22 protein-coding genes are annotated in these 25,163 nt (G+C 68.9%); 11 read left to right on the top strand and 11 right to left on the bottom strand.

The annotated features are described in order from the left end of the window. Positions 1-9 precede the first annotated feature (9 nt). Entirely contained in the window at positions 10-1,266 is a 1,257-nt protein-coding gene (locus G5B31_RS02635) for a cytochrome P450 (protein WP_165013478.1), read from the bottom strand. 91 nt (positions 1,267-1,357) lie between these two features. Here G5B31_RS02635 and G5B31_RS02630 point away from each other — a divergent pair, with 91 nt between their 5' ends. Further along, the gene (locus tag G5B31_RS02630) at positions 1,358-2,017 is read left to right on the top strand and encodes a type 1 glutamine amidotransferase (protein WP_240904239.1); all 660 of its coding nucleotides are present in this window, start codon (positions 1,358-1,360) and stop codon (positions 2,015-2,017) included. Here G5B31_RS02630 and G5B31_RS02625 read toward each other — a convergent pair. From G5B31_RS02625 to G5B31_RS02605, 5 genes are read right to left on the bottom strand one after another with little or no spacing between them, the layout of a single operon-like run. Further along, a complete protein-coding gene (locus tag G5B31_RS02625) occupies positions 2,014-2,664 on the bottom strand; it encodes a GntR family transcriptional regulator (protein WP_165013474.1) in 651 nt (216 codons plus the stop codon). The two genes, G5B31_RS02630 and G5B31_RS02625, sit on opposite strands and share 4 nt — an antisense overlap. A gap of 43 nt (positions 2,665-2,707) precedes the next feature. Next, entirely contained in the window at positions 2,708-3,814 is a 1,107-nt protein-coding gene (gene nagA, locus G5B31_RS02620; protein ID WP_394352108.1) for an N-acetylglucosamine-6-phosphate deacetylase, read from the bottom strand. Then, positions 3,811-4,833 (bottom strand): SIS domain-containing protein, encoded by a 1,023-nt coding sequence (locus G5B31_RS02615; RefSeq protein ID WP_165013470.1) that lies wholly within the window; start codon positions 4,831-4,833, stop codon positions 3,811-3,813. The genes nagA and G5B31_RS02615 overlap by 4 nt, the downstream gene beginning before the upstream one ends. After that, on the bottom strand, positions 4,830-5,594 hold the full coding sequence (locus G5B31_RS02610; protein ID WP_165013468.1) for a GntR family transcriptional regulator: 765 nt from the start codon (positions 5,592-5,594) through the stop codon (positions 4,830-4,832). Before G5B31_RS02610 ends, G5B31_RS02615 begins: the two co-directional genes overlap by 4 nt. Further along, entirely contained in the window at positions 5,594-6,424 is an 831-nt protein-coding gene (locus tag G5B31_RS02605; protein ID WP_165013466.1) for a BadF/BadG/BcrA/BcrD ATPase family protein, read from the bottom strand. The genes G5B31_RS02610 and G5B31_RS02605 overlap by 1 nt, the downstream gene beginning before the upstream one ends. 159 nt (positions 6,425-6,583) lie before the next feature. On the opposite strand from G5B31_RS02605, the gene G5B31_RS02600 reads away from it, so the two are divergent. The 10 genes from G5B31_RS02600 (at position 6,584) to G5B31_RS02555 (ending at position 20,736) form a co-directional block, all read left to right on the top strand. Continuing rightward, positions 6,584-7,468 carry an N-acetylmuramic acid 6-phosphate etherase gene (locus G5B31_RS02600; RefSeq protein ID WP_165013464.1) on the top strand — a complete coding sequence of 295 codons (885 nt, stop codon included), beginning with the start codon at positions 6,584-6,586 and terminating at the stop codon, positions 7,466-7,468. A gap of 41 nt (positions 7,469-7,509) precedes the next feature. Beyond that, on the top strand, positions 7,510-8,757 hold the full coding sequence (locus tag G5B31_RS02595) for an ABC transporter substrate-binding protein (protein ID WP_165013462.1): 1,248 nt from the start codon (positions 7,510-7,512) through the stop codon (positions 8,755-8,757). Between the two features lie 81 nt (positions 8,758-8,838). Further along, positions 8,839-9,759, top strand: a complete 921-nt coding sequence (locus tag G5B31_RS02590; protein WP_165013460.1) for a carbohydrate ABC transporter permease — start codon at positions 8,839-8,841, stop codon at positions 9,757-9,759. Then, positions 9,759-10,595 carry a carbohydrate ABC transporter permease gene (locus G5B31_RS02585; protein ID WP_394352107.1) on the top strand — a complete coding sequence of 279 codons (837 nt, stop codon included), beginning with the start codon at positions 9,759-9,761 and terminating at the stop codon, positions 10,593-10,595. Before G5B31_RS02590 ends, G5B31_RS02585 begins: the two co-directional genes overlap by 1 nt. Further along, complete coding sequence (locus G5B31_RS02580) at positions 10,592-11,614, top strand: Gfo/Idh/MocA family protein (RefSeq protein WP_205911766.1); 1,023 nt, start codon at positions 10,592-10,594, stop codon at positions 11,612-11,614. The genes G5B31_RS02585 and G5B31_RS02580 overlap by 4 nt, the downstream gene beginning before the upstream one ends. A gap of 7 nt (positions 11,615-11,621) precedes the next feature. Then, on the top strand, positions 11,622-12,620 hold the full coding sequence (locus tag G5B31_RS02575; protein WP_165013458.1) for an ABC transporter ATP-binding protein: 999 nt from the start codon (positions 11,622-11,624) through the stop codon (positions 12,618-12,620). A 223-nt stretch (positions 12,621-12,843) separates the two neighbouring features. Further along, entirely contained in the window at positions 12,844-16,005 is a 3,162-nt protein-coding gene (locus G5B31_RS02570) for an Ig-like domain-containing protein (RefSeq protein WP_165013456.1), read from the top strand. 20 nt (positions 16,006-16,025) lie between these two features. Beyond that, positions 16,026-17,345, top strand: coding sequence for a TolC family protein (locus tag G5B31_RS02565; RefSeq protein ID WP_165013454.1), 1,320 nt, complete (start codon positions 16,026-16,028; stop codon positions 17,343-17,345). Then, complete coding sequence (locus G5B31_RS02560) at positions 17,345-19,567, top strand: ATP-binding cassette domain-containing protein (protein ID WP_165013452.1); 2,223 nt, start codon at positions 17,345-17,347, stop codon at positions 19,565-19,567. Before G5B31_RS02565 ends, G5B31_RS02560 begins: the two co-directional genes overlap by 1 nt. Beyond that, complete coding sequence (locus tag G5B31_RS02555) at positions 19,564-20,736, top strand: HlyD family efflux transporter periplasmic adaptor subunit (RefSeq protein WP_165013450.1); 1,173 nt, start codon at positions 19,564-19,566, stop codon at positions 20,734-20,736. The genes G5B31_RS02560 and G5B31_RS02555 overlap by 4 nt, the downstream gene beginning before the upstream one ends. Before the next feature lie 155 nt (positions 20,737-20,891). Here G5B31_RS02555 and speB read toward each other — a convergent pair whose 3' ends face one another. From speB to fliF, 5 genes are read right to left on the bottom strand one after another with little or no spacing between them, the layout of a single operon-like run. Next, positions 20,892-21,845, bottom strand: a complete 954-nt coding sequence (gene speB, locus G5B31_RS02550) for an agmatinase (RefSeq protein ID WP_165013448.1) — start codon at positions 21,843-21,845, stop codon at positions 20,892-20,894. A gap of 56 nt (positions 21,846-21,901) precedes the next feature. Continuing rightward, on the bottom strand, positions 21,902-22,633 hold the full coding sequence (fliP, locus tag G5B31_RS02545) for a flagellar type III secretion system pore protein FliP (protein WP_165013446.1): 732 nt from the start codon (positions 22,631-22,633) through the stop codon (positions 21,902-21,904). Then, positions 22,630-22,899, bottom strand: a complete 270-nt coding sequence (locus G5B31_RS02540; RefSeq protein WP_165013444.1) for a FliM/FliN family flagellar motor switch protein — start codon at positions 22,897-22,899, stop codon at positions 22,630-22,632. Before G5B31_RS02540 ends, fliP begins: the two co-directional genes overlap by 4 nt. Beyond that, the gene (locus G5B31_RS02535; RefSeq protein WP_165013442.1) at positions 22,892-23,494 is read right to left on the bottom strand and encodes a flagellar biosynthesis protein; all 603 of its coding nucleotides are present in this window, start codon (positions 23,492-23,494) and stop codon (positions 22,892-22,894) included. The genes G5B31_RS02540 and G5B31_RS02535 overlap by 8 nt, the downstream gene beginning before the upstream one ends. Next, positions 23,494-25,068: a flagellar basal-body MS-ring/collar protein FliF gene (gene fliF, locus G5B31_RS02530; protein ID WP_165013440.1), complete on the bottom strand. Its 1,575-nt coding sequence runs from the start codon at positions 25,066-25,068 to the stop codon at positions 23,494-23,496. The genes G5B31_RS02535 and fliF overlap by 1 nt, the downstream gene beginning before the upstream one ends. Positions 25,069-25,163: the final 95 nt, after the last annotated feature.

The raw sequence follows: 25,163 nt of genomic DNA, 5'->3' as shown, positions 1-25,163 counted from the left end.
TTGCGCCGCTTATTGAAGCGTGACCCTGACGGGCAATTCCTTGATGCCGCCGATGAAGTTCGACCGCAGGAACTTCTGTTGTCCGGCAGGTTCGATGGCGCGGATGCGTTTGGCAAGCTCCTCGAACAGCACCCGCACCTCCAGCCGCGCCAGCCACATCCCCAGGCAGACATGCGGCCCGCCCTGCCCGAAGGAGACATGGCGGTTCGGGGTGCGGCCCAGGTCCAGCCGGAAAGGCTCTGCGAAGGCGGTTTCGTCCCGGTTGCCGCTGGCGAACCAGTAGATCACCTTGTCGCCTTCCTTCACCTGCTTGCCGTGATAGTCGAAGTCCCGGGTGACGGTGCGGCGGAAATAGGTGGTGGGGCTGGCCCAGCGGATGATCTCGTCCGCCATGGTCTCGGTCACCTCGCCGCGCTGGATCCGGCCCAGGAGTTCCGGCTGGTGGCACAGCGCCTGTATCCCTGCGGCGATGGAATAGCGGGTGGTGTCGTTGCCCGCCGCGACCAGCAGACAGAAGAAGTTGCGGAACTCGTGCTCCGGCAGGACCGATCCGTCCGGCCCCGGCTGCAGGATCAGGTGCAGCACGCCCGAGGTATCGCCGGCCTCGGCCTTCTTCCGCATCAGGTCCTTGGCATAGACGAACAACTCCGCCCCGGCCGGCGAGTTGAACGGCATCATGCGGAATTCGTCGGTGGTCATCTTGTCGAGGACGTGCTGGGTGAAGTCCGGGTCGGTATTGGCGATCAGCGCATCGCCCTTCTCCACCAGCCAGGGCAGGTCCTCGTCCGGCAGGCCGACGATCCGGCCCAGCATCCGCATCGGCAGTTGCCGGGCGATCTCCTTGGTGGCGTCGAAGGTGCCCTTCTCCAGCGCCGCATCCAGGATCGGGCCGCAGAGGTCGCGGATGATGCCCTCGAACTGCGCGATTACGGGCTTCGAGAACGCCTTCGCCACCTTGACCCGGGTCTTCATGTGCTCCGGCGCGTCGGTTTCCTGGAAGGTGCGGCGGGCCAGGTATTCCTCGTAGGTCTGGTCTTCCATCCGGATGCCGCGGGCGCTGGACAGCAGGTCCGGCTTGCCGTTCAGTTCCAGGATGTCGGCGTGGCGGGTGACAGACCAGAAGCCCTGCCCCTGCGGATATTCGGTCCAGCTCATCGGGTCCTCGCGGCGCAGGCGGGCGAAGGTGTTGTGCGGCGGGCCGTTCAGGAAGGTGTCGTGGCTGGAAAGGTCGGCGAAACCGTCGTCGGTGGGGGTCCAGACCGTCATGCGCCACTCCCTTGCCTGAAGCTGAGTTATAAATATACTAAACGTGTTCATAAATATGTAAAGGCCGCAGACCATGCATATCGCGATCCTGATGGCAAACACGGACGAAAGCGATTTTGCGCAGAGGCATCCCAAGGACGGCGAGAAATTCGCCCGTCTTCTCGGGTCCTTGCGGCCCGACTGGCGCTTCACCACCATCGCGGTGAAGGATGGCGCGTTTCCTGCGGACCTGTCGGACTACGACGGTTTCATCATCACCGGCAGCCCGGCCTCTGTCCATGACGATCAGGCTTGGGTGCACCGGCTGATGCAGGTGATTCGCGAGATAAGGGACTGCGACCAGCCCCTGTTCGGCGCCTGCTTCGGCCATCAGGCCATCGCCAAGGCCCTGGGCGGCAAGGTGGAGCGCAATCCCGGCGGCTGGGTCTTCGGGCTGGCCGAGACCGAGATGGAAGGCGCGCCGATCCGGCTCTATGCCGCCCATGTCGAGCAGGTGACCGAACTGCCCGAGGGGGCGGAACCCTTGGGCGGCAATGCGGACTGCCCCTTCGGCGCCTACCGCATCGGCCCGCGGGTGCTGACGACGCAATACCACCCCGAGATCACCGAGGATTTCGCCAAGGCGCTGGTCGAGGAATATCAGGACAAGCTGCCGCCCGAGGTCGCGGTGCGGGCAAAAGCGTCACTAAACCGGCCCGCGGAGACCGAACGCATGGCGCAGCGCATCGTGGATTTCTTCGAGCGCGCCTAGGACAGCGCCGCCAGCAGGTCCATCGCGGTGATCTGGTCGAACTGCACATGCCGCTGCATCATCGCCTCGGCGCCCGCCGAGTCGCGGTCCAGCATCAGCCGGGCCAGCGCCCGATGCTCGGCCGCCGAGGCCGCGATGGCCCCGGCATAGCGATAGCGCGCGCGGTAATAGGCCAGCAGCTTGCGGGCATTGGTCTTGATCATCTCGGTCAGGAACGGGTTGCCCGCTGCCACCGCAACCGTCTCGTGGAACCGCAGGTTCAGCTGGTAATAGCCGTCCGGGTTGCCGTCGCCATGCCGCGCCGCATGGTCCTCGCAGCGCGCGACGATTGCCTCCAGCGCCTCGGCCCCGCTTTTCGACAGCCGGCGGGCGGCAAGGCCGGCGGCCTGCCCCTCCAGCCTTGCGTGGACTTCGAGGATGGCGAGGAACTCCTCCAGCGTCGGCCGGAACAGCGTCGCACCCTTGCGCGGGTGGCGGCGGATCAGCCCCATCGCCTCCAGCTTCAGGATCGCCTCGCGGACCGGGGTGCGCGAGGTGCCGAACTCGGCGGCCAGCGCGGCCTCGTCGATCGGGTCGCCGGGGTTCAGGCGGCCGATGTCGATCCAGTCCATGATCGCGGTGATGAGGGTATCGGTCTGTCCGGCCATGACAGAGGTAAGCCGGAGAAAACCGGCTCTGTAAAGGCGGAAGTCAGCGGACGCGCTGTCCCGCCCGCCAGACCCCGCGCAGGGTGAAGTCCGGGCCGAGATGGACGAAATCCGCCCGGCCGCCCGGCCGCAGATGGCCGATGTCGCTGCGGCGCAGGCAGGCGGCGGGGCGCGAGGTGGCCATGGCGAAGGCCACTTCCGGCGCGGCGCCCACCCGCTCCACCATGGTGCGAATGGCCTGCGGCAGGGTCAGGTCGGCCCCGGCCAGCGTGCCGTCCTCCAGCGTCAGCCGTCCGTCCCGGCGCAGGATGCGGCGGGTGCCGAGGGTGAACTCGGTCACAACGGTGCCGGCGGGGGCCATGCAGTCGGAGACGAGGAACAGCCGCCCCGGAGCCGCCGCCATGGCGATGCGCATGGCCTCGGGCGCGACATGGATGCCGTCGGCGATCAGTCCGCAGAACGGCGCGCCGGTCAGCGCCGCGCCGGCCAGCCCGGGCTCGCGGTTGCCGAGCTGGCTCATGGCGTTGAACAGGTGAGTCACGCAGGAAGCACCCGCCGCGAAGGCCGCCTGCGCCGTGGCAAGGCCGCAGTCGCTGTGGCCGAGGCTGACCACCACCCCCGCCGCCGCCAGCGCGGCGATCTGCGCTGCCGTCACGCTCTCCGGCGCCAGCGTTACCAGCAGCGAGGGCAGCGCTTTTGCGCCTTCGCAGAGACGATTCAGGTCCGTATCCGTCATCGGCCGGATCAGCGTCGGGTCGTGCGCGCCCTTGCGGCGCGGGTCGAGATGCGGGCCTTCCAGATGCAGGCCGAGGAAGCCCGGCACCGCTGCCGCCTCGACTCCGGCAGCCAGAACCGCCGCCGTCGCCTCCGGCGTGTCGGTGATCAGCGTCGGCAGGATGCCGGTCGTCCCCAGCCGCTCATGGACCCGGCACATCATCGCCAAGTCGGCCGCCGTGGTCGCGCCCGAGACCTGATGCCCGCCGCCGCCGTTCACCTGCAGGTCCAGGAGACCGGGCAGCAGCCAGCCGCCCTCCAGCCGCTCCACCGGGCCGGCGTCGGTGTCGGCGACATGGCCCCCGGCCACGGAAAGCCCGCCCTCCCGCAGGCGGGTTCCGTCATAGACTATGGCGCCGGTGTAGGTGGTCATCACAAGGTCTCCGTCACCTTGCGCAGATGCGGCGGGGTATCGGGGTCGAAGCCGCGGCGGCGCGAAAGCGTCTCTACGAAGGCATAAAACGCCACCGCCAGCACCAGCGGCGCCAGCAGCGGGTGCACCCCGTCCACCCCGGGCAGCGTGACCGCGCCCTTCGCCTGCGCCCCGGTCAGGAAGACATCCGCCCCCTGCGCCGCAAGTCGCTCGGCGGTCTGCACCACATGCGGCAGGGCCTCGTCATCCACCGCCAGCGCCAGCACCGGAAAGCCGGAATGGACGATGGCAGCGGGGCCGTGCAGCACCTCGGCGGCGGAGAAGCCCTCGGCGTGCAGCCCGCAGGTCTCCTTCAGCTTCAGCGCCGCCTCGGCGGCTATGCCGATGGCGGGGCCGCGCCCCAGCACATAGGCCGATTGCGCCCGCGCCAGCCGGGCCGACAGCGGCGACCAGTCCAGCGCCAGCGCCCGCTCCATCGCCTCCGGCGTCGCGGCAACGGCCTCCTGCAAGGCCCGGTCCTGCCGCCATTCCGCCAGCAGCGCCAGCCCGGCCAGCACCGAGCAGACGAAGGTCTTGGTCGCCGCAACCGCCGTCTCCGCCCCCGCCTGCAGCGGCAGGCAATGCGCCGCGGCCGCGGCCAGTGGGCTTTCGCCGTGGTTGGTGATCGCCACCGTCAGCGCGCCGCCCTGCCGCGCCGCCTGCATCATCTGCACGATGTCGGGGCTTTGCCCGGATTGCGAGATGCCGATGCAGCCCGCCCCCGCCAGCGCCAGCGGCCGGCCGTAGATCGAGGCGACCGAGGGGCCGATGGAAGCCACCGGGATGCCCGCCAGCATCTCCGCCGCATATTTCAGGACGGTCGCGGCATGGTCCGACGATCCGCGCGCCACCGTCAGCAGCATCCGCGGCTCGGCTTGCCGCAGCGCCCCCGCCGCCTCGCGCAGCGGGCCGGCGGAGAGGTCCAGGAAGCGCCGGGCGGCCTGCGGAATCTCGGCCACTTCGCGGGCCATCTGCGAGGTCATCTTGCCTGTCCTTCCGGTGAAAGCTTCAGTTCCACGGCGAAATCATAGGCATCGCCGCGATAGAGCGAGCGGGTGAATTCCACCACCCGCCCCGATGCCAGATAGCCGATCCGCTCGATCTTCAGCCCCGCCACGCCCGGCGTGACGCCCAGCAGGTCGGCGTCGCGCGGGCCGAGATTGGCGGCCGAGATGCGCTGGACGGCGCGGACCGGGCGGCTGCCCAGCTTTTCCAGCGCCAGGTAGAGCGAGCCTTCCACCGCTGCGGGATCGGGCAGGATCGAGGCCGGGATCGAGGCGCGCTCGATCGCCAGCGGCACGCCGTCGGAGCGGCGGACCCGCTCCAGTCGCGCCACCCGCTCCTCGCCGCCGAGGCCGAGGGCCATCACCTCCTCGGGCGCGGGGGCGTCGATGCGGCGGGAGAGCCAGTGCGAATCGACGGTCCGGCCGCGGCGGGCCATGTCCTCGGTGAAGGAGGTCAGCAGCGACAGGGCCTGTTCCAGCCGCTCGACCTTCTGGGCGACGAAGGTGCCGGAGCCGCGGCGCTGCACCAGCTGGCCCCCGGCAACCAGCGCCTGGATGGCGTTGCGGACGGTGACGCGGGACAGGCCGGTCATCGCCGCCATGTCGCGCTCGGCCGGCAGGCTGTCGCCGGGGGAGAGCCGGCCGGAGGCGATGGCCTCCGCGATGCGGCGCTGCAGTTGCAGGTAAAGCGGGCCGGAGCCGGGGTCGTCGAAGCCTTCCGGGCTGAACAGCTGCTCCATCACAACCCCCGCGCCAGCATCAGCGCGCCGTCCAGCGAGGTGCCCTTGGCGGGGCGCTGCGGGATGTCGGGCAGGGCGGCGGCACAGGCCGCGGCCAGCCCGCCGGCGAAGGTGACGGGAAGGGCGGGAGCGCCGAGAGAGGTGAGCATTCCGGCAATGTCAGAGACGTTTTCGGCCCAGATCGCCCGGCAGGCCGGATCGTCCGAGGCGGTGATCTCCGGCGCGAGTTGCGCGAACTCCGAGGGCCGGGCGGACAGCGAGAAGGCGATCACGCCTTCGGCCCCGCCGAAGCGGGCGATCAGGGCTGACAGGTAGCCGGTCATCGGCACGAAGCCCTCGGCGGCCCGCAGGGCGCGGCGCAGGGCGGCGCGGCCGAGGCTGGCGCCGGAGCCTTCGTCGCCGAGGACGATGCCCCAGCCGCCGAACTGCCGCAGTTGACCGCCCTGCTGGCGCACGAAGACCGAGCCGGTGCCGATGGCGGCGAGGATGCCGTCCTCGGCGCCCAAGGCGCCGCGGGCGGCGGTCATCGCGTCGGTCTCGACCCGGCAGCGGGCGAAGGGCAGGGCGGCGGTCAGCCGCTCGGCGGCGCCGGCGGCATTGGCCCCGGCCAGCCCCAGCCCGGCGCGGACCTCGCCCATCCGGGCCGAGGAGCCGGCGGCCTGATGGAACGCCGTCTCTGCGCAGGCCAGGATCGACCGCAGCGCGCCTTCGGGATCGGTGGCGATATTGGCCGGGCCGCCCTCGGCGCGGGCCAGCACGGTGCCGGCCGCATCCGCCACGGCGACGCGGCAGCCGCTTCCCCCTCCGTCCACTCCGATGATCAGGCCCATGGCGACTCCTCTGCGGCGCATGATGATACCAAGATAATACCATTTGCAAGAGATACCTTGGAAAGCCTGCCTGACCCGGCAAAATTTACGGCTTTTGCAATGGATGCTTTACAAGTGGTATTATTTTGGCATTAGATACCGGAGACGAGGGGGAATCAGATGGCCGAAGGGTCGACAGAAGCGCGCCATCCGGGATCGGCCGGGCTCCATGCCGCCGGCGGGGCCGAGGTGCTGGCCCGGCTGCTGGACGCGCAGGCGGCGGCGCTGGAGGCCGTGCGCCCGGCGATTCCCTCATTGCAACAGGTTGCGGAGGCCGCGGCCGAGGTTCTGCGGGCGGGCGGCAGGCTGGCCTATGTCGGCGCCGGGTCCTCGGGGCTGATGGCGCTGTCGGATTGCCTGGAACTGGCCGGCACCTTCGGCATTCCGCCCGACCGCACGCCGATGCTGTTCGCCGGCGGCACGGCGGCGCTTCTGCACATGACCGGCGCGGTGGAGGACGATCCGGCGCTGGCCAAGGCGGATTTCGCCGCCGCCGGGCTGCAGGCGGGGGACATGGCGCTGTGCCTCTCGGCCTCCGGCACCACGCCCTACACGCTGGAGGTGGCGGCGCTGGCCCGGGCGGCGGGGGTCAAGGTGGCGGGGATCGCCAATGTCGCCGGTTCGGCGCTGCTGCGGGCGGCGGACCTGCCGGTCCTGCTGGAAACCGGACCCGAAATCGTGACAGGATCGACACGGATGGGTGCGGCGACGGCGCAGAAGGCGGCGCTGAACATGGTCTCGGTGCTGGTCGGCATAAGGCTGGGCCATGTGCATGACGGCTACATGGTCAATGTCGTGGCCGACAACGCCAAGCTGCGTGCCCGGGCGGCGCGGATCGTCTCGGCGCTGTCGGGGGCGGACATCGGCACGGCGCGCGCGGCGCTGGAGGCGACGGCGGGCGCGGTGAAGCCCGCGGTGCTGGTGGCGCGGGGGCGCCCGGCGGCGCAGGCGGCCGGGGATCTGACGGAAAGCCGGGGGCATCTGTCCCCCTGGCTGGAACGGTGAAGCGAAGGGGCGCAGCGACGCCCGCAACAGGGAGAAGAAAGATGACCAAGACCTATCGCGTGGCGCTGCTGACCGGCACGCTGCTGGCAGGCCCGGCGCTGGCCGAGACCACGCTGACCATCGAAAGCTGGCGCAACGACGACCTGACCATCTGGCAGGACACCCTGATCCCGGCCTTCGAGGCCGCGCATCCCGACATCAAGGTGGTCTTCGCGCCGACCGCCCCGGCGGAATACAACGCCGCGCTGAACTCCAAGCTGGCCGCGGGTTCGGCCGGCGACCTGATCACCTGCCGGCCGTTCGACGCCAGCCTGGAGCTGTTCAACCAGGGCCATCTGGCCGACCTGACCGACCTGGGTGCGATGGCCAACTTCTCGCCGGTGGCGAAATCGGCCTGGCAGACCGACGACGGCAGCGCCACCTTCTGCGTGCCGATGGCATCGGTGATCCACGGCTTCATCTACAATGCCGACGCCTTCGCCGAACTGGGGATCGAGGTGCCGAAGACCCGCGACGCGTTCTTCGCCGCGCTGGACAAGATCAAGGAAGACGGCACCTACATCCCGATGGCGATGGGCACCAACGACCAGTGGGAAGCCGCGACCATGGGCTACCAGAACATCGGCCCGAACTACTGGAAGGGCGAAGAGGGCCGGCTGGCGCTGATCAAGGGCGAGCAGAAGCTTACCGACCCGCAATGGGTGGAGCCCTATGCCGAGCTGGCGCGCTGGAAGGACTATCTCGGCGACGGCTTCGAGGCGCAGACCTACCCGGACAGCCAGAACCTGTTCACGCTCGGCCGCGCGGCGATCTATCCGGCGGGGTCGTGGGAGATTTCGGTCTTCAACACCCAGGCCGGGTTCAAGATGGGAGCATTTGCGCCTCCGGTGGCCGCTGAGGGCGATACCTGCTACATCTCTGATCATACTGACATCGCCATGGGCATGAACGCCAAGTCGCCGAACGCCGAGGCGGCCAAGGTGTTCCTGGAGTGGGTCGGCAGCCCTGAATTTGCGGCGCTTTATGCCAATGCCTTGCCGGGGTTCTTCAGCCTCAACTCCACTCCGGTGGCGATGGAAGATCCGCTGGCGCAGGAATTCGTCTCCTGGCGCGAGACCTGCCAGCCGACGATCCGCTCCACCTACCAGATCCTGTCGCGCGGCACGCCGAACCTGGAGAACGAGACCTGGAACGCCAGCGCCAACGTCATCCGCGGCACCGAGACGCCGGAGGATGCGGCGAAGCGGCTGCAGGAGGGGCTGGCCTCCTGGTATGAGCCGCAGAAGTGATCTGAACCGAAGGAGCCGGGGGGGCCTTCTGCCCCCCGGACCCCCCGAGAGTATTTCCGCCAAGATGAAAGGGGAGAAGGCATGGCTGCGCGTAAGCCCGTGCGCTGGCATATCGCCGTGTTTCTGGCCCCGGCGGTGGCGGTCTATACCGCGATCATGATCGTGCCGCTGTTCGGCACCCTGCTGCAGTCGCTGTTCAACACCGACGGGCAGGGCGGGCGGATGTTCGTCGGCCTGCGCAACTTCGCCACGCTGTTCGGCGATGCCTTGTGGTCGAAGCAGTTCTGGAACGCGCTCGGCAACAACGCCTGGTTCTTCCTGATCCACATGCTGGTGCAGAACCCGATCGGCATCGCGCTGGCGGCGATCCTGTCGACGCCGCGCCTGCGGATGGCGGCCTTCTACCGCACCGCGATCTTCATCCCCACGATCCTGAGCTTCGTCATCGTCGGCTTCGTCTGGAAACTGATCCTGTCGCCGATCTGGGGCATCGCGCCGGGGATGCTGGACATGGTGGGGCTGAAATCGCTGTTCGCCCCCTGGCTGGGGAAAGAGGAATACGCCCTGACCGCGCTGGCGCTGGTCTCGGTCTGGCAGTTCGTCGGCATCCCGATGATGCTGATCTACGCCGCCCTGCTGTCGATCCCCGACGAGGTGATCGAGGCCGCCGAGATGGACGGCATCACCGGGATGAGCCAGTTCTGGAAGATCAAGCTGCCCCTGATCCTGCCCTCCATCGGCATCATCTCGGTGCTGACCTTCGTCGGCAACTTCAACGCCTTCGACCTGATCTACGTGGCGCAGGGGGCGCTGGCCGGGCCGGATTTCTCGACCGATATCCTGGGGACCTTCCTCTACCGCACCTTCTTCGGCTTCCAGTTGCAGCTGGGCGATCCCTACATGGGCTCGGCCATCGCGGGCGCCATGTTCGCCATCATCCTGGTGGGTGTCTGCATCTACCTGTTCGGCATCCAGACCCGGCTGCGGAGGTATCAGTTCTGATGAGCGCGCGGATGTCCCCCGGCCGCACCATCGCCGCCCATGCGGTGCTGCTGGCCTATACGGCTGTAGCGCTGTTCCCGGTCTTCGTGATCGTGGTCAACAGCTTCAAGAGCAGGAAGGCGATCTTCGCCGATCCCTTGGCGCTGCCCTTGCCGGGCACCTTCGACCCGGTGGGCTACGAGACGGTGATGAAGCAGGGGGATTTCTTCCTCTATTTCCAGAACAGCCTGATCGTCACCTGCGTCAGCCTGTTCTGCGTGCTGCTGTTCGGCGCCATGGCGGCCTTCGCGCTGAGCGAATACCGCTTCCGCGGCAATACGCTGATGGGGCTGTATCTGGCGCTCGGCATCATGATCCCGATCCGGCTGGGCACGGTGGCGATCCTGGAGATCATGGTGGCCTCCGGGCTGGTGAACACGCTGACCGCGCTGATCCTGGTCTATACCGCGCAGGGGCTGCCGCTGGCGGTGTTCATCCTGTCGGAGTTCATGAAGTCGGTCTCCGACGACCTGAAGAACGCCGGGCGCATCGACGGGCTGTCGGAATACCGCATCTTCTTTTCGCTGGTGCTGCCGCTGGTGCGCCCCGCGATGGCGACGGTGGCGGTCTTCACCATGATCCCGATCTGGAACGACCTGTGGTTCCCGCTGATCCTGGCCCCGGCCGAAAGCACCAAGACGGTGACGCTGGGGGCGCAGGTCTTCATCGGGCAGTTCGTCACCAACTGGAACGCGGTGCTGGCGGCGCTATCGCTGGCCATCGTTCCGGTGCTGGTGCTTTACCTGATCTTTTCGCGGCAGTTGATCCGCGGCATCACCGCAGGGGCTGTGAAATGATCCGAACGCTTGTTGCCGGTCTGGGCACCATGGGCCGCAGCCATGCGCTGGCCTATCACCGCAACCCGGCCTTCGATCTGGTCGGGCTGGTGAACCGATCCACCCCGCGGCTGGACCCGGAGCTGGCGGGATATGCGGTGGAGCCGGACTTCCATGCGGCTCTGCACAGGCTGAAACCCGATCTGGTGAACGTCTCGACCTATTCCGACAGCCATGCCGATTTCGCCGTGGCGGCGATGGAGGCGGGGGCGCATGTCTTCGTGGAAAAGCCCTTGGCGACCACGGTGGCCGATGCCCGCCGGGTGGTGGATTGTGCCAAGGCGAACGGGCGCAAACTGGTGGTCGGCTATATCCTGCGTCACCATCCGTCGTGGCAAAGGCTGATCGCCGAGGCGCGTGCCTTGGGCGGGCCTTACGTCTTCCGGCTGAACCTGAACCAGCAGTCCTCCGGCCCCACATGGGAGGTCCACAAGACCCTGATGCAGACCACGCCGCCCATCGTCGATTGCGGGGTGCATTACGTCGATGTCATGTGCCAGATCACCGATGCCAGGCCGGTGGAGGTGCGCGGCATGGGGCTGCGGCTGTCCGACGAGATCGCGTCGGGCATGTATAACTACGGCCATTTCCAGGTGATCTTCGCGGACGGCTCGCTCGGCTGGTATGAGGCCGGCTGGGGCCCGATGATGAGCGATACCGCCTTCTTCGTGAAGGACGTGGTCAGCCCCAACGGCGCGGTTTCCATACGGATGCCGGAGAACGCGAAGTCCGACGATCACGACACCCATACCAAGACCTCGATGCTGCGCGTCCACCGCGTCGGCCAGCCGGACCAGGACCTGAACATGGCCGACGAGCCCGGCCATCAGGAACTGTGCGAACGCGAGCAGAGCTTCATGGCCCGGGCGATCGCCGAGGACCTGGATCTGACCCGCCACATGGAAGACGCCGTGCAATCGCTTGCCATCTGCCTTGCCGCCGACGAAAGCGTCCGGTCCGGCCAACCCGTCAAACTGTGAGGGCCGCATGGGCGCGCTGGAACTGAAATCCGTCACCAAGTCCTTCGGCAGCACCGATGTGATCAAGGGCGTCGACCTGACCGTCGAGGAGGGCGAGTTCTGCGTCTTCGTCGGCCCCTCGGGCTGCGGCAAGTCCACCCTGTTGCGGATCATTGCCGGGCTGGAGGATGCGACCGCGGGCGACATCCTGCTGGACGGCAGGCGGGTGAACGACGTGGCCCCGGCCAAGCGCGAACTGGCGATGGTGTTCCAGAGCTATGCGCTCTACCCCCATCTGACCGTGCGCGACAACATGGGGTTGGCGCTGAAACAGGCGGGCGTGGCCAAGGCAGAGATCAGGGCCGCCACCGACAAGGCCGCCGGGATGCTGGCGCTGGAGCCGCTGATGGAGCGGCGGCCGGCGGAGCTGTCGGGCGGGCAGCGCCAGCGGGTCGCCATCGGCCGGGCCATCGTGCGGCGGCCGAAGCTGTTCCTCTTCGACGAGCCGCTGTCCAACCTGGACGCCGCCCTGCGGGTGGCGACGCGGATCGAGATCGCCCGCCTGCACCGCGACCTGGCGGCGACGATGATCTACGTCACCCACGATCAGGTAGAGGCGATGACGCTGGCCGACCGCATCGTCGTCCTGCGCGCCGGCCGGGTGGAGCAGGTCGGTGCGCCGATGGAGATCTACAACGACCCGGCCAACACCTTCGTCGCCGGCTTCATCGGCAGCCCGCAGATGAACTTCCTGAAGTCGGCCGCCTTGGGCCAGCGGGGCGAGACCATGGGCATCCGCCCCGAGCATCTTGCCGTCTCGCGCACATCCGGCGCCATCGAGGGCAAGGTCAGCCATGTCGAGAAGCTGGGCGGCGAGACGCTGGTCTATGTCCGCAGCGAGGTGCATGGCCTTCTGACGGTGCGGCTGTTCGGCGAACACGGCTTTGCGGTGGACGAAACCCTGCACCTGACGCCCGACGGCGGCCGGGCCTTCCATTTCGACTCCGAAGGCAACCGCTTGCGCTAAACCCCTGCAATTCCACCCATAGTTGCAATTGCGGCGAAATCATGGCTGAAAAGTCTCACTTGTGGCGACAATGGGGGGAAAATCGGGCCACTTGTGTCAATTCGCAGCATACCCACTAGAAATCACGACAAAACCTAGGTAAGCATCCGGCCAAATAGGGGCAAACAAGGCCCTGACTACAATATGCCGGGCAACGACCCGGCGGTACAGGCGGAGCAGTAAAATGGTGAAGGCGATTGATTTCGTCGTCCGCGATTCTGCGGGCGGTGTGGTGCGGGGTTCCGTTGCCGGTGACGGTGGCAACTTCGTCCAGCTAGGGACGGGCGAGGAGATCTCGCTCAACCTTTCGCGGCAGAGCGTCGCGGGATTCCAGCAGCGGGGAAGCGACCTTGTCGTCACGCTGATCGACGGACGCGAGATCGTCCTTTCGGGCTATTTCAACCAGAACGGAGAGCCGAACCAGCTGTATCTGTCGCAGAACGGCGAGGTCATCGCGGTCGAGTTCTCCGATGCGGGCAACGGCCACCTGATCGCCTCCTATGGCCCGGCCGACGGCTGGGACAAGTTCTCGACGCTGGATGACCTGCGCTTCGGCAACGGCGACGACCTTGCGCTGGCGCAGGGTGCGGTCAGCGAAGATCCGGCGGGCATGGCGGCCTTCGTGCCCGGCCTGCTGGGCCTTGGCGCGGGCGGCGCGGCGCTGGCCGGCCTGGGCGTGATCGGCGCCGTGGTCGGCGGCGGCGGCGGGGATGGCGGCGGCAACGGCGGCCGCGCCCAGCCGACCGTGGACGAGCCGGACTCCAAGCATACCGTGACCACCAATACCGACGACAAGACGCTGGACGTCTCCGGCACCGGCGAGCCGGGCGACAAGGTCACCGTGATCATCGGCGACGAGACCAAGGAAACCATCATCGGCGAGGACGGCACCTGGGCCGTCGAATTCGGCGAGGACGAGCTGCCGGTTGACGGCACCTACGAGACCGAAGTGGTCTTCGAGCAGCCCGACGGCACCGAGACCACGCTGGACGGCCCGACCTTCGTGCTGGACCTGACCCCGCCGGACGTCGAGGTCACCCAAGGCGCCAAGAGCACCGGCGATGTCGAGAACCTGGTCGAATACGCCAATGGCGTGACCATCGCCGGCGAGGGCGAGGCCGGCGCGAAGATCGTCGTCCAGGTCGGCGACTATACCCAGACCACCACCGTCGGCTCGAACGGCAGCTGGAGCGTGACCTTCCCGGCCACCCAGGTTCCGGCAGGCGAATACGAGGTGCCGTTCACCGTCACCGCGACCGACCCGCTGGGCAACCAGACCGTGCTGAACGACGTGCTGGTGGTCGATACCGTGCCGAACCCGATCGGCTTCAATCCGGTGACGGCCGACAACACCGTCAACGGCAGCGAGGCGGCGGCGGGCTTCCAGATCACCGGCACCTCCATCGCCGGCGCCACGCTGACGGTCACGATCCAGGGCATCCAGCAGGTGGTGACGGCCGGGGCGGACGGCAGCTGGTCGGTCAACTTCGCCGCGGGCACCCTGACCGCGGGCGAATACGACGCCACGATCAACGCCACCTCGACCGATGCGGCGGGCAACGTCACCGACACGACCCATACCTTCCGGGTCGACACCACCACCTTCGTGGCCTTCGCCCCGGCGGCGATTGCCGGCGACGGCGTGGTCAACGCCACCGAGGCCGGTGCGGGCGTCACCATGACCGGCACCGCGCAGCCCGGCGCCACCGTGCAGGTGGCCTGGAACGGCGCCACCCTGCCGGCCACCGTCGCCGCGGATGGCAGCTGGAGCGTCACCTTCCCCGCCGCCGGGATCACCGGGGGCACCTACCCGACCACCGCCACCGTGACCGCGACCGACGCCGTGGGCAACACCGCCACCGCCACGCGGGTGGTGCAGGTGGACACCGAGACCAGCGTCTCGGTCAACCCGGGCCAACCGGGCGGCGACAACATCGTCTCGGGCGCCGAGCGCGTCGCGGGCCTGACGCTGACCGGCCACGCCGAAGCCGGCGCCACCGTCAAGGTGACGTTCGAGGGCGTGACCCGCACCGTCACCGCCGATGCCTCGGGCAACTGGACGGCCAGCTACGGCGCGGGCGACTACCGGGCCGGCACCTATGTCTCGACCGTGCAGGTCACGGCGACGGATGCGGCCGGCAACACCGCCAGCACCACCCACAGCCTGAAGGTCGACACCGAGGTCTCGCCCTTCCAGCACCTGACGCTGAGCACCGGCGCCGACAACGTGCTGAACGCGGCCGAGGCCGCCAACGGCCTGACCGTCACCGGCATGGTGGAGCCCGGCTCGACCGTCATGGTGAGGTTCGGCCCCGGCGGCACGCCGCTTGCGGCCACCGTCGCCGCCGACGGCAGCTGGATGGTCACCGTTCCGCCGGGCCAGATCCCGCCCGGCGAGAACAGCGTTGCGATGACGATGACCGCCACCGATGCGGTCGGCAACACCTCGACCCTGACCGAAACCGTCAAGGTCGACACCGTGGTCTCGCCGCTGACCCAGGTGGGCAGCATCGCAGGCGACGACACGATCAACGCCGCCGAGGCCGCGGCGGGCGTCACCATCGGCGGCAAGGTCGAGGCGGGCGCGCAATCGGTCGTGCTGACGCTGTCGAACGGCAAGGTGATCGAGGCCACGGTCAACGGCAGCAACTGGACCGCGCAGCTGAGCGCCTCGGACCTGTCCGAAGGCAACCTCAGCTATACCGTCCGGGCCGTGGACGCCGCCGGGAACACGGGCACCATCGGCGACAGCGGTGGCGGCCTCGGCTTCTCGGTCGATATCGTGGCGCCGAACGCGCCGCATATCATCAACGATATCGGCAGCGGCAACCAGTTGAACGGCATCCAGGTCTCGCAGCCCGAGGGGGACCTGACCTTCTATTCCATCAACGGCAGCGGGGTGGCCACCGAGATCGACGCCACGCTTACGCATGTGGGTGGCAGCATGGGCTCCTTCGCCACCTTCGACACCCCGGTGCCGGACGGCAGCTACCTGATCGTCCGCGACCTGGACGCCGCGGGGAACGAAGCCAGCACCCTCTACATCCGCAACACGGGCGGGACCACCATCAACGTGGACATGGAGGTGCTGTCCGACTTCGACTTCAGCGCCATCGACCTGAGCTCGGCGCCGGGCAGGCTCACGCTGGATGCCGACGATCTGGCGCGTCTGGCCGGACCGGACCAGACGCTGATGGTCAAGGGCGGCGCGGACGATCAGGTCGGGCTGGCCGATGCCTCGGCGACCGGCGAGGTCCGCCACATCGACGGCCAGGACTATGCCCTCTACTCGCTGGGCGACGGATTGGTGCTGGTGGACGAGGACATCAAGACCTCGATCATCTGACCCTGACCGGGGATCGGGTCATGCCCGTCACAAGCAAGCGCAGGCCGGGTGCGGGGGCCTTTCCCCCCGCCCTGGTGCTGCTGTCGGCCGCCTGTCTGGCCGGGTGCCTGGGCGGCGAGCCCGCCGCGCGCTCGGCCGCCGATCCGGGGCTGGTCGCGCCGGTGCTGGACCGCAGGGGCGCGGTGCAATCGGACCTGATCGGCGCGCTTGCCGCGCGCCGGTCGGTGCTGCCCGCGGGCAGCTCTTACGCCAAGGTCGCCGCCTCGGTCCTGGCCGCCGGCTCCGGCGCGGCGGAGGCCGAGCTGCGGGTGGCCCGGCTGACCGCCAAGGCGAAGTCGAAGAACTGGCTGCCCTCGCTCGGGCCGAACGTCAGCCTGAACTCGCTGGGGTCTCTGGCCGCCAGTCTGCTGCTGGACCAGGCGATCCTGGACAACGGCCGCCGCAAGGCCGAACGCGCCTATTCCGCGGCGGATGTGGAAGTGGCCGCGGTGCATCTGGCGGTGGAGCTGAACCAGCGGGTGCAGGACGGCCTGAAACTTTACATCGAGGCGCAAAGGGCGGCGGAGCTGGCAGGCATCACCGAGACCGCGCTGGTGCGGATGCGCGACTTCGACCGGATCATGAACATCCGGGTCGAGGGCGGGCTGTCCGACCGTTCCGAATACCGCATCATCGCGCAGAAGGTCGCCGAAATGGAGGCGACGCTGACGCAGGAACGCGAGGCGGCCAAGACCGCCTGGGCCGGGCTTGCGGCGATGTCGCAGGGCGGGCTTGAGGGGCTGAAGGGTCTTGGCGTCCTGCCGCCCGACACCGGCACGCCGGAGCCGCTGAACGTGCTGCTGGCCCGCGGCGAGGCTTCGCGCAGCAAGGCCGAGATCGCCATGGTCCGCGCCGGGCTGATGCCGGGCTTCGGCGCGCAGGCCAGCATCGACAAGACGGGCGATCTGGACGGCGGGCTGCTGCTGGACGGCGAGGGCCTGGGCTTCGGCCGCAAGGACAACCTGCGGGCGCTGGAAGAGGCCGAGACCGCCGCCTTCCGCCGCATCGGCGAGGCCGAGGAGACGGCGCGGCGCCGCATCGTCGCGCTGGAGCGCGAGATCGCCAGCCTGACCGCAGAGGAGGCGCAGCAGGCCCGGGTGCTGGGGCAGATGGAGCTGAACCTCAACCTCTTCACCGAACAATACAAGGCCGGCGGCCGCACGCTGATCGAGCTGGTCACCCAGTTCGAGTCGCTCGTTGCCATGCGGCGCGACCAGGCCACGCTGAAATACCGGATCGCGGTGGCGCGGCTGGACATCGCCCGCGAACGCGGCGTGCTGGTGGACGGGGCGGCGATGTGATGGATGACCGGGTCGTCGCCTTCGACATGAACTCCCCCCGAGCGCCGGTCGCTTCGCCGCGCCCTGCGCCCGCCCCGCGTCCCGCGCCGTCCCGGGACGATGGCCGGGCGGCGAACCGGGCGCAGCTGGCCTCGGTCTATGCCGGGCTGCTGGGGGCAGACCTTTCCGCCGCCGACCTGCTGGAGCAGATCCGGCTGGCCTCGGGCGCCGCGCGCGGGCGGCTGGGGCTGGACGAGATCGCCGCCGCGCTGAAGGCCGGCGGGATGACCACCCGCATCCTGACGGCCGAAATCCCGCCCGAAGGCTGCTGGCCCGCGCTGGTCGAGATGTCGAACGGCCAGGTGGTGCTGGTCCTTTGCCCCGGCGAGGAGGGGCCTGAGATCTACGACCCCACCGCGCCGGACATGCGGGCCGAAGTGACGGTGGAGCAGTTCCTTCAGGTCTATGCCGGGCGCATCCTTCAGGCCCGCGTCGCCATGGCCGGGATCGAGGCGCGGCATGTCGAGCAGGCCCCCGCCCCGCACTGGTTCTGGGGCGAGTTCCGTCACTACCGCCGCCAATATGCCGAGGCCGCCGCCGGATCGCTGTTCGCCAATATCCTCGCGGTCGGGATCGCGCTCTTCTCCCTGCAGATCTACGACCGGGTGATCCCCTACCAGTCGGAACCCACGCTCTGGGTGCTGGCGCTCGGCGTCCTGCTGGCGGTGCTGTTCGAGGCGGTGCTGAAGATCGCCCGCGCCACGCTGCTGGACAACACCGGCAAGCGGATCGAGCTGGCGGTGCAGCAGCGGCTGATGAACCGGCTTCTGGGCATGAAGATGGGCCCGGGCGAGCGCAAGCCGTCGGAAATCTTCGCCGCCATGCGCGATTTCGGCTCGGTGCGGGAGTTCTTCACCTCCTCCACCATCGGCACCTTGGCCGACCTGCCCTTCCTGATCGTCTTCCTGCTGCTGGTCGCCTCCATCGGCGGCAATCTGGTCTGGGTGCTGGTCCTCGGCGGCATCCTGATGGTCGCCCCCGGCTTCCTGATGCAGAAGCGGATGATGGCGATCACCGCCTCCACCCAGGGGGCCTCCACCAAGGCCGCCAAGCTGCTTTACGAAAGCGTCTTCGAGCACGAGACCGTCACCACCCAGCGGGGCGAGGACCGGGTCAGGCGCATCTGGGCCGAGTTGGTGACGCTTTCCGCGGTGAAAAGCAGCGAGCAGCGGCACCTGACCACGATGCTGTCGACCTGGGCGCAGGGGGTGCAGCAGGCCACCTATGTCTCGGCGGTGGTGGCGGGCACCTACATGGTCTTCGTCGGCCAGTTCACCGTTGGGACGATCATCGCCATCGGCATCCTGACCGGGCGCACCCTCGGCCCCTTGGCGCAGATCGCCTCGATGCTGGCGCGGTGGAGCCAGGTCAAGACCGCGCTGACCGCGCTGGAAGCGGTGGCCGAGGCCCGGCAGGCCGAGGAGCAGGGCCGCAGATACCTGCGCCGCGACCGGGTGGCGGGGGCCTTCGAGCTGCGGGGGGTGGAATTCCGCTACGACCCGCAGGCCGCGCCCTCGGTCGAGATCGCCGGCATCGCCATCCCCGCCGGCCAGCATGTCGCCGTTCTCGGCACCAACGGCTCGGGCAAGTCCACGCTGTTGCGGCTGCTGGCGGGCCTCTACGAACCGACCAAGGGCCGCGTCCTGCTGGACGGGGTGGACCTCGGCCAGGTGCATCCGCGCGACCTGCGCCGCGGCATCGGCTATCTGGGCCAGGAGGTGCGGCTGATCGCCGGCACCATCCGCGACAACCTGAACATGACCCAGCTGGAACGCGACGACGACCGCCTCTTGGAGGCGCTGGACTTCGCCGGGCTCGGCCCCTTCGTGCGCAACCATCCGCGCGGGCTGGACCTTGAAATCCGCGAACTGGGCGAGGGGCTTTCGGTCGGCCAGCGCCAGTCGATCGGCTGGGCGCGGATGTGGTTGCAGGACCCGAGGGTGGTGCTGCTGGACGAACCCACCGCGGCGCTGGACCAGACGCTGGAAACCACGCTGGTCAGCCGGTTGCAGACCTGGCTGGAAGGCCGCACCGCGGTGATCGCCACCCACCGGGTGCCGATCCTGATGCTGACCACGCGGACGCTGATCATGCAGAACGGCCGGCTTGCCGTGGACGGGCCGAAGGAGGCCGTGCTGGCCCATCTGGCCAAGGCGCAGGCCGCCGTCGGGGGGCCGAAATGACCACCTGGGACGACGAGTTCGAGCGCCGCGGCCGCCCTTCTGCTGTGATCTGGGCCATCGGCGCGGTCTTCCTGGTCTTCCTGACCTGGGCCGCCTTCGCCTGGGTGGACGAGATCGTCCGGGCGCAGGGCACCGTGGTGTCCTCCTCCCGCCCGCAGATCATCCAGAACCTCGAAGGCGGCATCCTGGCCGAACTTCTGGTGGCCGAGGGCGATACGGTGGAGCCGGGGCAGGTTCTGGGCCGGTTGCAGGGCACGCAATACCAGACCGCGGTGGACGATTTCAGCGACCAGATCGCCGCGCTGGAAATCCGCAAGCTGCGGATCGAGGCCGAGATGCGCGGCGAATCCCGCTTCATGGTGCCGCGCGATCTGGCCGGGCGGGTGCCGGACATCGTCGCCTCCGAGGCGACGCTGCTGAAGGCGCGGGCCGAGGATTTCAGCGCCCGCAAGGCCGGGGCGCAGGCGGTGCTGGACCAGGCCGCGAAGGAGATGGACATCCTGGAGCGGATGTATGCCCAGGACGTGGCGCCGCTGATCGAGGTGACCCGCGCCCGCAAGGCGCACAGCGATGCCGAGAACCGGCTGTCGGGCACCATCACCCAGACCGAGCTGGAACGGGCGGGCGATTATGCCGACACGCTGAAGGAGCTGACCTCGCTGAAGCAGAACCTGAAGCTGGCGCAGGACCAGCTGGCCCGCACCGTGCTGACCGCGCCGATGCGCGGGGTGGTGAACGAGATCGCCATCTCCACCATCGGCGGCGTGGTGCGGCCGGGGGAAGAGATCCTGCAGATCATCCCGCTGGACGAACAGCTTTACGTCGATGCCAAGGTGAAGCCGCGCGACATCGCCGCCGTCCGGCAGGGCCAGGAGGCGGTGGTGAAGCTGTCGGCCTACGACTACACCATCTGGGGCAGCCTGAAGGGCGAGGTCACCTTCGTCTCGGCCGACACTTTCATCGACGAACGCTCGCGCGCGGCGGACGGCGACCCGCATTACATCGTGACGCTGCGGGTGGACCTGTCCCGGCTGACCGAGCGGCAGAAGAAGATGGAAATCCGCCCGGGGATGCAGGCCGAGGTGGAGTTGCAGACCGGCGGCAAGACCATCCTGACCTACCTGACCAAGCCGCTCTACAAGAGCCAGGAGGCGTTCCGGGAACGCTGAGGTCTCCGGGGTGTCTTGCGGAATCGTGAGGGCCTCGGCCCGGCGGCCGGGGGGTTTTGCACCCCCCGGACCCCCCGCAGAGTATTTTCACCAAGATGAAGGCGGAAGGGCAGGAAGTCCGTCCGGCAAAACGGCTGTGGCGGGGCGCACCGCTCCTATCCCCGCTTGCGCTGCGGCACGCCGGGCAGGACGCAGAGCATCTCGTAGAGCAGGTTCGCCCCGATCAGCGCGGTGTTGCCCGAGGGATCGTAGGGCGGCGAGACCTCGACCAGATCGCCGCCGATCAGGTTCAGCCCGGCGCAGCCGCGCACGATCTCCAGCCCCTGCCAGATCGTCAGACCGCCCGGCTCCACCGTGCCGGTGCCGGGGGCGAAGGCGGGGTCGAGGCTGTCGATGTCGTAGCTGAGGTAGACCGGGGCGTCGCCGATCTTCGCGCGGATGTCGGCCATCAGCGGCGCCAGCGACCTGTGCCAGCACTCCTCGGCCTGCACCACCGTCCAGCCGTTGTTGCGGCCCCAGTCGAAATCGTCGGGGCCGTAGCCGGTGCCGCGCAACCCGATCTGGAACACCTTGTCGTTCAGCAGGCAGCCGTCCTCCCAGGCGCGGCGGAAGGGGCAGCCGTGGGCGACCTTCTCGCCGAACATGGTGTCGTTGATGTCGGCATGGGCATCGACATGGATCAGAGCCACCGGCCCGTGCTTCTTCCTGATCGCGCGCAGGATCGGCCAGGTCAGGGTATGATCGCCGCCCATGGTCAGCGGGATCGCCCCGTGCGAGAGGATGCCGTCATAGGCCGCGGTGATGATGTCGACCGATTTCTTCAGGTCGAAGGTGTTGATAGCCACGTCGCCGATGTCGGCGCATTGCAGATGGTCGAAGGGCGCGGCCCCCGTCGCCATGTTGTAGGGCCGCAGCATCCGGCTTTCGTCGCGGATCTGCCGCGGCCCGAGGCGAGTGCCGGGCCGGTTCGAGGTGCCGATGTCCATCGGGATGCCGGTGAAGGCCACGTCCAGCCCCTCGGCGGACGCAGCCGAAGGCAGCCGCATGAAGGTGACCGGCCCGCCGAAGCGCGGCATCTCGTTGCCGCCGAGCGGCTGGTTGAACGGCATGGACGCCTCCTCCTGCTTTGCCCCACGCTGCCCCGGCGGGCGGCCGGGTGCAAGACTCACATGTAACTTCGCACCAGAGCGCCGGCGATCAGGCTCCAGCCGTCGGCGACCACGAAGAAGGCCAGCTTGAACGGCAGCGAGACCACCGCGGGCGGCACCATCATCATCCCCATCGACATCAGGATGGCCGAGACCACCAGGTCGATGATCAGGAAGGGCAGGAAGATCAGGAAGCCGATCTCGAAGGCCCGTTTCAGCTCGGACAGCAGGAAGGAAGGCACCAGCAGCGACAGCGGCGCCTCTTCCACCCCCGTCTCCTCGCGTGGGCGCAGCGCGTCCAACGTGTCGAAGGTCTCGGGGTCGATCCGGTTGGCCATGAAGCCGCGGAACGGCTCGGACGTGCGGGCGAAGGCGGTGGTCAGGTCGATCTCTTCCTGCGTGAAGGGCTCCACCCCCTGTTGCCAGGCCTGGGTCAGCACCGGCTCCATCACGAACCAGGTCAGGAACATCGCCAGGCTGACGATCAGCATGTTGGGCGGCGCCTGTTGCAGGCCGAGGCCCTGCCGCAGGATCGACAGCACGGTGACGATGAAGGGAAAGCAGGTCACCATCACCGCCAGCCCCGGCACGATGCTGAGCACGGTGACCAGCACCAGAAGCTGCACCGAGCGGGTGGCGAGCGACCCTCCGTCGCCCATGTCCAGCGTCACCTGCTGCGCCAGCGCCGGGCCGGCCAGAAGGACCAGAAGCGGGACAAGGCCGGCCAGAAGCACCTTCGGCCGGGTCACAATCCGCCCCGCAGGTTGGCGACCTCGGTCAGCCGCACGCCCAGCTGGCCGGCCATGTCGCCCTCCAGCTCGGTCAGTTCGCCGCGGGCGATCAGACGGTCGCCGACGTAAAGCTCCACCGGATCGTCCACCCGGCGGTCCAAGGGCAGCACCGCGTCGCGCGACAGGCGCAGCAGGTCCTTCACCAAGGGCCGGGCCTTGCCGACCGAGATGGTGATCTCGATCGGGACCTGGCTGAAGGGGTTCGTCTCGGCAGGGTCATCCATCGGTTCCGCTCTCCCCGGAAAGGCTGAAGAAGCCGCGCACGGCGGCGGTGATGTCGGCGGTGACGCGGCTGAGGTCCACCTGCGCCTCGGCCCCGCCGAGCCGGATGTAGACCTGGCCCTCGGGCAGGGTGGGCTCTTCCTCGATCGCCATCGGCAGGCCGGTGGCCTGCTCGATCAGCGCCTCGACCGCCGGGCGCACCGCCGGGTTCAGCACCAGCGCCACCGGCTGGTCGGTCAGGTCCTCGGCCATCGGCATCACCTGCTCCAGCACCATCGGCGCCAGCGTCTCGCGCGCTGTTTCGGGCAGCAGGCGGGTGACCATCTCTTCCAGGAGCGGCTCCACCGCCTTCAGGATATGCGCCCGCGCCTCCTGCCAGGTGAAGGACAGCTGCTGGAGGTTGCGCGCCAGATCGGCGCGGATGCGGCCCTGGTCTTCCGACTGCGCGGCGGCGGCATCGTCCCAGCCGGCCTTGTAGCCCTGTTCGTAGGCGGCCAGCTTCGCCTCCTCTATGGCGCCGATCTGCGTCACCACCATGCCCGAGGCGGGGGTCGGGGACGGATCGGTGTCGAAGACTTCCAGCTTCGGCATGGCCATCAGGCGCGCTCCTCTTCCGGCTCCAGCCAGCCGCGCAGGATTTCCAGCGACTCGGCCTGGCGCTCCTCGATCAGCCGGCGCAGGCGGGTGGCGGGATCTTCCGGCGGCTGCCCGTCCAGCCCGCCGAAATCCACCGCCGGCAGGTCGGGCAGCTGGAAGCCGTCGTCGATCTCGCCGGTCAGCGCGCCCTGGCCCGCGCCGGGCAGCGCCAGCATCTCGCCCGGCGGCGGCAGGGCGGCGGCGCGGCCGGATTTCAGCACCGGCCGGATCACGAAGAGGCCGAGGATCAGCGCCACCAGCGCCAGCGCCGCGATCTGGATCACCGCCATCGGATTGACCGGGCCGAAGGCGGGCAAGAGGCTGGACTGCGCCTCGGTGCCTAGGGCGGCAACGCTCTGGAATTCCAGAGATTTCAGCACCAGCACATCGCCCCGCGCCTCGTCCAGCCCGACGGCCGAGGCGACCAGTTCCCGCAGCACCGCCAGTTCCTCCTCGCTGCGCGGCTGCCAGCCCGAGGCGCCGTCCTGCCCGGTCACGGTCTGGCCGTCCACCAGCACCGCCACCGTCATCCGCCGGATGCCGCCCGGGCCCCGCAGCAGTTCCCGCTGCGTCTCAGACACTTCGTAATTCACCCGCTCGGTGGTCTCGCTGGACTGCGACTTGCCATCGCCGCCCGGCCCGGCATCGCCCTCCGGCAGGTTGGAGGCCACGGTGACATCGCCGCCCGGCTGGGTCGCGCTTTCGCTGCGCTCCGAGGTTTCGGACGAGATCGGCACCCGCCCCTGCGGGTCGAACTTCCGCTCGGTGATCTGTTCGCTGTCGGTGATCAACTCCAGCGAGACCTCGACCACCGCCTTGCCGGCGCCGACCCGCGCCTCCAGCAGGCGCTGGACGTTGCGGCGGATCTCCTCGGCCCGGTCCTGCGCCCCCGCGCCCGCCTCCGGCCCGGCGATCAGCCCGCCCACGGCGTCGATCACCTGCACGTCGCCCGGCCGCATCCCGGCCACCGCCGAGGCCACCAGATGCCGCAGCGCATCGGCCTGCGCCTCGGACAGGCTGCCGCCCGAGGTGGTGACGGTCACGCTGGCCGTGGGCTTCTCGTCGCGGCGGAACGGGCTGTCGGGCGCCTGCGAGATATGCACGCGGGCGGCCTTCACCTCCGGCACGGCAAGGATGGTCCGCGCCAGTTCCCCCTCCTTCGCGCGCCAGTAGGCGGCGTCGAACATCTGGCTGGTGGTGCCGAAGCCCGAGAGCGAATCGAGGAGTTCATAGCCCGCGCCGCCCGCGGCCGGCAGTCCTTCGGCGGCCAGCGCCATCCGCAGGCCGTCGCGCTGCGCGGAATCGACCCAGATCGAATCGCCCCGCACCTCATGCGCGACGCCCCGCTGCTCCAGCGCCGCGACGATCTCGCCGGCGGTTCCGGGTTCCAGCCCGGCATACAGGAGATCCATCCGCGCGGTGCCAGCCATCCGCGCCAGCCCCAGGATCGCCAGGAACATCGCCAGCGTCGCCCCGAGGACGATGATCTTCCGGCGCATCTCCAGCGCGGACCAGGTGGACAACAGGTTCTGCACGACGCTTGCGCTCCGACAGGGCTTCTCCCTTGCGGCCAGCTTTGAAGGACGCGCCTTAACAATCGGTTAGTGACCTTCGATCTATTTTCATCCCG

This window comes from Rhodobacter sp. SGA-6-6 (assembly GCF_011043545.1).
Classification (GTDB): Bacteria; Pseudomonadota; Alphaproteobacteria; order Rhodobacterales; family Rhodobacteraceae; genus Pseudogemmobacter.
The sequence above is the reverse complement of the archived record's forward strand: the minus strand, read 5'-3'. Positions and strand labels throughout refer to the sequence as shown.